General features: G+C 73.6%; 6 protein-coding genes. 4 read left to right on the top strand and 2 right to left on the bottom strand.

All coding sequences use genetic code 11. From position 1 onward, the window contains the following. Positions 1–39: 39 nt before the first annotated feature. Positions 40–1248, bottom strand: a complete 1209-nt coding sequence (locus ACI79C_RS25035; RefSeq protein ID WP_456948411.1) for an NAD(P)-dependent malic enzyme — start codon at positions 1246–1248, stop codon at positions 40–42. A gap of 54 nt (positions 1249–1302) precedes the next feature. On the opposite strand from ACI79C_RS25035, the gene ACI79C_RS25030 reads away from it, so the two are divergent. After that, positions 1303–1908: a dTDP-4-dehydrorhamnose 3,5-epimerase family protein gene (locus ACI79C_RS25030; protein ID WP_456948410.1), complete on the top strand. Its 606-nt coding sequence runs from the start codon at positions 1303–1305 to the stop codon at positions 1906–1908. Here ACI79C_RS25030 and ACI79C_RS25025 read toward each other — a convergent pair. Continuing rightward, on the bottom strand, positions 1891–2280 hold the full coding sequence (locus ACI79C_RS25025) for a S26 family signal peptidase (RefSeq protein WP_456948409.1): 390 nt from the start codon (positions 2278–2280) through the stop codon (positions 1891–1893). The genes ACI79C_RS25030 and ACI79C_RS25025 overlap by 18 nt on opposite strands. A 50-nt stretch (positions 2281–2330) precedes the next feature. On the opposite strand from ACI79C_RS25025, the gene sodN reads away from it, so the two are divergent. The 3 genes from sodN (at position 2331) to ACI79C_RS25010 (ending at position 7330) form a co-directional block, all read left to right on the top strand. Then, a complete protein-coding gene (sodN, locus tag ACI79C_RS25020; RefSeq protein ID WP_456948408.1) occupies positions 2331–2732 on the top strand; it encodes a superoxide dismutase, Ni in 402 nt (133 codons plus the stop codon). Positions 2733–2902: 170 nt separating this feature from the next. After that, positions 2903–5707 carry an ATP-binding protein gene (locus ACI79C_RS25015; RefSeq protein ID WP_456948407.1) on the top strand — a complete coding sequence of 935 codons (2805 nt, stop codon included), beginning with the start codon at positions 2903–2905 and terminating at the stop codon, positions 5705–5707. A gap of 222 nt (positions 5708–5929) precedes the next feature. Next, on the top strand, positions 5930–7330 hold the full coding sequence (locus ACI79C_RS25010) for an FAD-binding oxidoreductase (protein ID WP_456948406.1): 1401 nt from the start codon (positions 5930–5932) through the stop codon (positions 7328–7330). Positions 7331–7413: the final 83 nt, after the last annotated feature.

Below are 7413 nucleotides of genomic sequence, written 5' to 3'. Positions count from 1 at the left end.
ATCGGTGCGGGTGACCCGCACCGATCCCCGCCGGTCGCGTCAGCGGGTGACGCCCTCCTCACGGGCGCAGGCGGCCACCGCGGCCGCCACGGCCTCGGCCACCCGCCGGTCGAGCGGGCTGGGGACGACGTAGTCCGGACGCACCTCGTCGCCCACGACGTCGGCGATCGCGGCGGCCGCCGCCAGCTTCATCTCCTCGGTGATGCCCGTCGCGCCGGCGTCGATCGCCCCGCGGAACACCCCGGGGAAGGCGAGCACGTTGTTGATCTGGTTGGGCTCCCCGCTGCGTCCGGTGGCGACGACGGCCGCGTACCGCGCCGCCATCTCCGGGTCGACCTCGGGGATGGGGTTGGCCAGCGAGAACACGATGCAGTCGGGCGCCATGGAGGCGATCACCGACTCCGGCACCGAGCCCCCGGACAGGCCCAGGTAGACGTCGGCGCCCTCCAGGGCGCCGGCCATCGTGCCCGCGTAGCCGGCCCGGTTCGTGTGCTCCACGACCCAGCGCTTGACCGGGGTGAGGTCCTCGCGGCCCGGGTGCAGGACCCCCCGGGAGTCGGCCACCGCGATGTCACCGACACCCGCGCCCAGCAGGATCTTGGTGCACGCGATCCCCGCCGCCCCGGCACCGGAGACGACCACCCGCAGGTCGCCGATCTCCCGGCCGACCACCCGGGCCGCGTTGCGCAGGGCGGCGAGCACGACGATCGCCGTCCCGTGCTGGTCGTCGTGCATGACCGGGATGTCCAGCCGCTCGCGCAGCCGGTCCTCGATCTCGAAGCAGCGCGGAGCGCTGATGTCCTCCAGGTTGATCCCGCCGAAGGACGGCGCCATCGCCGCCACCGTCTCCACGATCGTGTCGACGTCGGTGGTGGAGAGGACCACCGGCACCGACGACAGCCCGGCGAACTCGCTGAACAGGCAGGCCTTGCCCTCCATGACCGGCAGCGCGGCGGTGGGTCCGATGTCGCCCAGCCCCAGGACGGCGGTGCCGTCGGAGATCACCGCGACCACGCGAGGCGCCCACGTGAACCGCCGCGCGAGACCGGGCTCGGCGGCGATGGCGCTGGAGACGCGGGCCACGCCCGGCGTGTACGTCAGCGCCAGGTCGGCCACGGAGTCGATGGACCGGGTCGGGCGTACCGCCAGCTTGCCGCCCTCGTGGACCGCGAACGCCGGGTCGTCGGCGAAGCGGTCGGGGCTCGCCGGACGGGCAGCGGAGGTATCGGGATGCAGGGTTCCGCCCATGGACACGGCAGCGTAACGGTGTCAGGCACGAGCGGTCGCCTACCGTTCCGCACCGTGGAGATCCGCGAACTCGCTGTGCGCGACGCCTACGCCCTCGACCTGGTCCCCCACGGCGATGCCCGCGGCCGGTTCACCGAGTGGTACCGGGCCGACGTCCTCTCCGGCGCCCTGGGGTTCGGGCTGACGCTGGCCCAGGCCAACCACAGCGTCTCCGCCCGCGGGGTGCTGCGGGGCGTGCACTTCGCCCTGGTGCCGCCCGGGCAGGCCAAGTACGTGTACTGCCCGGCGGGGCGGGTGCTCGACGTCGTCGTCGACGTCCGGGTCGGCTCACCGACCTTCGGGGTGCACGACGCCGTCGTCCTCGACAGCGAGGCGCCCCGCGCCGTGTACCTGTCCGAGGGCCTCGGCCACGCCTTCGTCTCCCTGGCCGACGGCAGCTCGGTGACCTACCTGGTGTCCAGCGGCTACGACCCCACGCGGGAGTTCGGCATCGACCCGCTGGACCCGGCGCTGGCACTCCCCTGGCCCGGCGACGTCGAGTTCGAGCTCTCTGCCAAGGACCGGCAGGCGCCGACCCTCGAGCAGGCCCGCGAGCAGGGACTGCTGCCGACGATGGAGCAGTGCGCGTCGCGGTACGAGCAGCTACGCGCCGGCCGCTGAGTCCGGGGGCGACGCCAGCCGACCCGGTCGCGGCCACAGCCGGCCCACCACCCGGCCCACCACGACGGCGGGGCCGAAGGCGCGGCTGTCGTCGGCGACCAGGGGGTTGTCGCCCTCCACCCAGTGGCCGCCCGGTGCCTCCCGCCGCACCCGCTTGACCACCAGCAGCTCCGGCCGGACGGGGAACCGGGCCAGGACGACGTCGCCGGGACCGACCGCGCCGCCGCGGTCGACCCGCCGCACCAGCAGCCGGTCACCGTGCCGCACGGTCGGCGACATGGACGGCCCGGCCACCCGGGCCAGGACCCAGGGTGTGACCAGCGGCGGAACGGTCGGGGGGACCTCTTCCTCGGACCTGTGGTCACCGTTCACCGGGAGTAGGGTCGCAGACGACCACACCACGAGACCCGGAGGTCACGTCCATGCGTTTCCGCATGTTCTCCGCCGTGGAGGCCACCGCGCACTGCGACCTCCCCTGCGGCGTGTACGACCCGGCCCAGGCCCGCATCGAGGCAGAGTCCGTCAAGGCCATCCAGGAGAAGTACCAGGCCAACGAGGACCCGGTCTTCCGCATGCGCGCCGTGCTGATCAAGGAGCAGCGCTCCGACTTGGTCAAGCACCACCTGTGGGTGCTGTGGACCGACTACTTCAAGCCCCCGCACTTCGAGAAGTACCCGCAGCTGCACGAGCTGTTCAACAAGGCCACCAAGCAGGCCGGTGCGGCCGGCGGCAAGGGCAGCATGGACCCGGCCGAGGGCCAGAAGCTGCTCGACTACATCGCCGAGATCGACAAGATCTTCTGGGAGACCAAGGCCGCGGCCTGAGTTCCCCCGAGGTGCGGCGACGGCCGGCGAGCACTGTGCTCGCCGGCCGTCGCCGTCTTCTCGTCGTCAGGTGGTCCTCGACGGCCCAACGGGGAACCGGCAGCACACCCGCCGCGTCGCTCCTTCGGCGATCGCGATCCCGGCTGGTCCGTGCGATCCATACTTGAGCGGTGCTCGGCCTCCGGTGCCCGGTCCTGGTGGGGCGGGACCGCGAGCTCGAGCAGTTGCTCGCGGCGCTGGACGCCGTCCGAACCGGTCGCGGCGGTGCGGTGGCCCTGGTCGGATCCGCCGGGATCGGCAAGTCACGCCTCGCCGGGGAACTGGCCCGACGATCCCGCGACATGGTGCCGACGCTGGTCGGTAGAGCGGTCGCCGGCGGCCAGCAGCCGGCGTTCCGCCCGATCGTCGAGGCCCTGCTCGGTGGGCTGCGTGCCGACCGACCGGCGCCGGCCGAGCTGGGGCCGTTCCGAGCCGTGCTCGGCCGGCTGCTGCCGCAATGGCGGTCCGGCCCGCTGGACAACTCGCTCGTGGTCCTCGGCGAGGCCGTCCTGCGGTTGCTGGGCCACCTGGGCGCCGGTCAGGGCCTGCTGCTCGTCCTCGAAGACCTGCACTGGGCCGACCCGGACACGCTCGCCGTGCTCGAGTACCTGCTCGACAACGTCGCCTCGCAGCCGGTGCTGATCGTCGTGACCAGCCGCGAGGAGGGCTCGGCCGTCCCCGTACTGCACCACGCCGCCCGGCGTGACGCCGTCCGGCTGCTCGAGCTGGAGGGTCTCGACGAGCCGGGCGTGGTGGAGATGGCGACTGCCTGCCTCGGCGACGACCTGCGCCCGGAGCTGCTCGAACTGGTCCACAGCCGGGCCGAGGGCGTTCCGCTGCTCGTCGAGGAGCTGCTCGACGTCGCCCGCCGTCACCCGAGCGACCTCGTGGTGCCGGTGAGCATCGCCGAGGCCACCCGAGCCCAGCTCGCCGCGCTGCCGGAGGAGGCGCGGCGCTGCGTGACGGCTGCAGCGGTCCTCGGTGAGCAGTTCGACTGGGCCCTGCTGCCCCCGATGACCGGGCTCGACGAGGCGGCGGTGCTCGACGCGCTGCGTGGGGCAGCGCGCGACGGACTGCTCGTCACCGGTGCCCGTGGCAGGGTGGCGTTCCGCCACGCCCTCAGCCGTGACGCCGTCCTCGCCGACATCCTGCCGCCCGAACGCGCCGCTCTGGCGGGCCGGGCGCTGGAGGTGCTGGAGAGCGTCGGCAGCGATCTCGACCGGGACCGGTGTGCCGTTGCCGCCGCCATGGCGGAGCTGGCGGGGGACCAGCGGCGTGCCGCCGAACTCCTCGTCGACGCCGGGCGGAGGGACCTTGAGAGCGGGGCGCTCGCAACCGCCGAAGCGACCCTGGAACGAGCGCGGGCGCTGGGTGGTGACGACGTGCTCACCCGCGCGCAGGCCGACGAGGTGTTGGCGGAGGTCCTGGTGCAGGCCGGGCGGCCCGAGGACGCCGCCGCCGCGACCTCGTCCCTGTTGGCCGGCCTGCTGCGGCTGGACGCGGCACCGTCGCGCGTGTCGGACGCGCACCTGCGACTGGCGCGCGCATGGACAGTCGCCGGCGCCTGGTCGGCCGCCGAGGAGCAGACGCGTCTGGCGCGTGAGGTCACGGCGGACCTGCCGCGGGCCGACCTCGTCGAGGCGCTCATCGCGTTGGGTCGCAACCGGTTCGCGGAGGCCGAGCGTCTCGCCCGCCGCGTCCTCGATGCCCGCGTGCCCGTGCGGCCCGAGGTGACCTGCGAGGCGTTGGAGGTGCTGGGCAGGCTGGCCCGGCGACGTGACGGAGCCGCTGCCGAGGCGTTGTTCACCCGTGCGCTCGACACGGCCCAGCGTCATCGGCTCCCCGTGTGGCGGGCCCGCGCACTGCACGAGCTGTCGACCATCGACCTGTTCGGCAGCCTGCGGACCGACCGTGCCGAGCAAGCCCGTGAGGCCGCGCTGGACACCGGCTCGATCGCGGTCGCCACCGCCGCCGACTACCACCGCGCGTCGATGCTGGCCTGGCGGGGCGAACACGGCGAGGCCCTCGCGATCCTGGCAGCGGTCGAGGAGAGGGCGCGGTGGCTGCGGCTGCCGATCCTGCCGATGGTGCTGATCGTCCAGGGCGAGATCCGCGCCCAGCTCGGGGAGGAAGCCGCAGCAGAGGCCATGGCCGCCGATGCGCTCGCCCGCGCGCCGGACGACGACCACGTCGCTGCCGCGGCCCTGCACGTGCGTGCAACCAGTCGCCTGCTGGTCGAGGACCGGGACGGTGCACTCCGGGCCCTCGATCGCGCCGCAGTACATCTCCGTCGTGACGTCGACACCACGTCGAGCCCGCCGCTGGCGAGATGGGCCCTCCTCGCAGCCCTCGAGCGCGGCGCCGATGCCCTCGAGCTGGCCAAGACGCAGACCGGCGCGGGAGTCGCGCGCTGGACCGTCGGACACCTCGGGCTGGCCGAGGCGGTCGTCCTCGGTCGTCAGGGCGACCGCGCTGCAGCGGCGACGGCGTTCGCGGCTGCGGATCGAGCGCTGCTCGCACCCGTACCGATGCCCCACTTCCGGCACCTCGCCCGGCGATTGGTCGCCGAGGCTGCGATCTCGGACGGCTGGGGCGAACCGACCCGCTGGCTCCTCGATGACCTGACCTACTTCGAACGCATGGGCCACGATCGGGTCGCCGCGGCCTGCCGTGCGATCCTGCGCCGCGCCGGCGCCCCGGTCCCTCGCCGTACACCGGGACCCGACGTGCCCCACGCGCTCCGCTCCCGCGGAGTCACCAGCCGCGAAGCAGAGGTCCTCGGCCTGGTCGGCCAGGGGTTGTCGAACCGCGAGATCGCGGCCCGGCTGGTGCTCTCGCCCCGCACCGTGGAGAAACACCTGGAACGGCTGATGGCCAAGACCGGGACCCACAGCCGCAGCGCACTCGTCGCTCGGGCGGCCCGATCCACCTGGTGAGACCGGCCCCCGAGCCGGGCTGCGATGAGCGTCCGAGCAGGCGACTCCGCCGCCACGGAGCAGGGACGGCGCCGGGCGGAGGACGCGCCGGAGCCGCCCCCGCCTCGCGGGACTACGTACGTAGCGCCCGACCGGGAGATACGTGATCTGCCCGTCGTGCAGCGGGTCGGTCCGCGGGAGGGTCGCCTCGTCCCACTCGCACCGCCTGCGCGGAGGCACGCCATGACCGACCTGCTCGAGAAGGACCTCGACCACGACCTGCCGGGCTTCCGGGGGGAGGTCGTGAGCCCCGGCTCACCGGACTACGAGCGCGCCCGCCGGGTCTGGAACCTCGCGATCGACCGCCGGCCCCGGATGGTCGCCCGCTGCACGGGGGCCGCCGACGTGATCGCCGCGGTGCGCCACGCACGCGAGCGCGGCCTGCCGCTCGCGGTGCGCGGAGGAGGCCACAGCATCCCGGGGTTCTCGACGTGTGACGACGGGATCGTGGTCGACCTGTCGGGGATGAAGGGCATCAGGGTCGACCCGCGGTCGCGCACGGCCACCGCACAGCCCGGGCTCACCTGGGCCGAGTTCGACGCCGAGACCCAGGCATTCGGACTGGCGACCCCCGGAGGGGAGGTGTCGGACACCGGGATCGCGGGCCTGACCCTCGGCGGCGGGATCGGCTGTCTGTCCCGCAAGTTCGGGCTGAGCTGCGACAACCTCCTGTCCGCTGATCTCGTCACGGCCGACGGCCGGCTGCTGCAGGTCGGTCCCGACGAGCACCCCGATCTGTTCTGGGCCCTGCGCGGTGGAGGCGGCAACTTCGGCATCGTGACCGAGTTCCGCTTCCGCGTGCACCCGGTCGGGCCGATGGTGGCCGGTCCGCTGATGTACCCCGAGGACCAGGCGCCCGCGGTCCTGGGGGCGCTGCAGGACCTGGCCCTGGACGCACCGCGCGAGTTCGCCCTGGTGGCAGCGCTGGCGACGATGCCACCGCTGCCCGAGGTGCCGCAGCCGCTGCAGGGCAGGCGGACCCTGGTGGTCATCCCGTGCTGGGTCGGATCGCGGAGCGAGGGCGAGGCGTTCCTCCGCGGAGTCCGGGGGATCGGCCGGCCGGTGGTCGACGGCGTCGGGATCACGAGCTACGTCGCGCTGCAGCGCTCCGCCGACGCGATGAACCCGCCCGGACTGCACAACTACGTCCGATCCGACCTCCTCGGACGGCTCGACGACGCAGCGATCGACCGCCTGATCGGGCAGTGGGCGGGCGTCAGCTCACCACGCAGCGTCATCCTGCTGCGGCTCCTGGGTGGCGCGATCAGCGACGTCGACCCACGCGCCACCGCCTTCGTCAACCGCGGTGGCCGCTGGCTGGTCACTGTCTCCTCCTCCTGGGAAGGCGGTCCCGGCGACGCCCACCGTCGGTGGGCACGTGACACGTGGACTGCCCTGCGTCCAGCGGCCGCCGGCACCTACGTCAACCACCTGGACGGCGACGAGGGCCGTGCTCGCATCAAGGAGGCGTACGGCGGATCCGCTGGGTACCAGCGGCTCGCAGCAGTCAAGGCCGCCTACGACCCGGACAACGTCTTCCGCCTCAACCAGAACATCGAGCCGTTGACGTCCGCCTCGATCTGAGGGGTCAGCCAGACCGCGTCCACCAAGGCCGCGGCCTGAGTGCCCCGAGGTGCGGCGACGGCCGGCGAGCACTGTGCTCGCCG

Source organism: Geodermatophilus sp. SYSU D00697 (assembly GCF_054050175.1).
The sequence above is the reverse complement of the archived record's forward strand: the minus strand, read 5'-3'. Positions and strand labels throughout refer to the sequence as shown.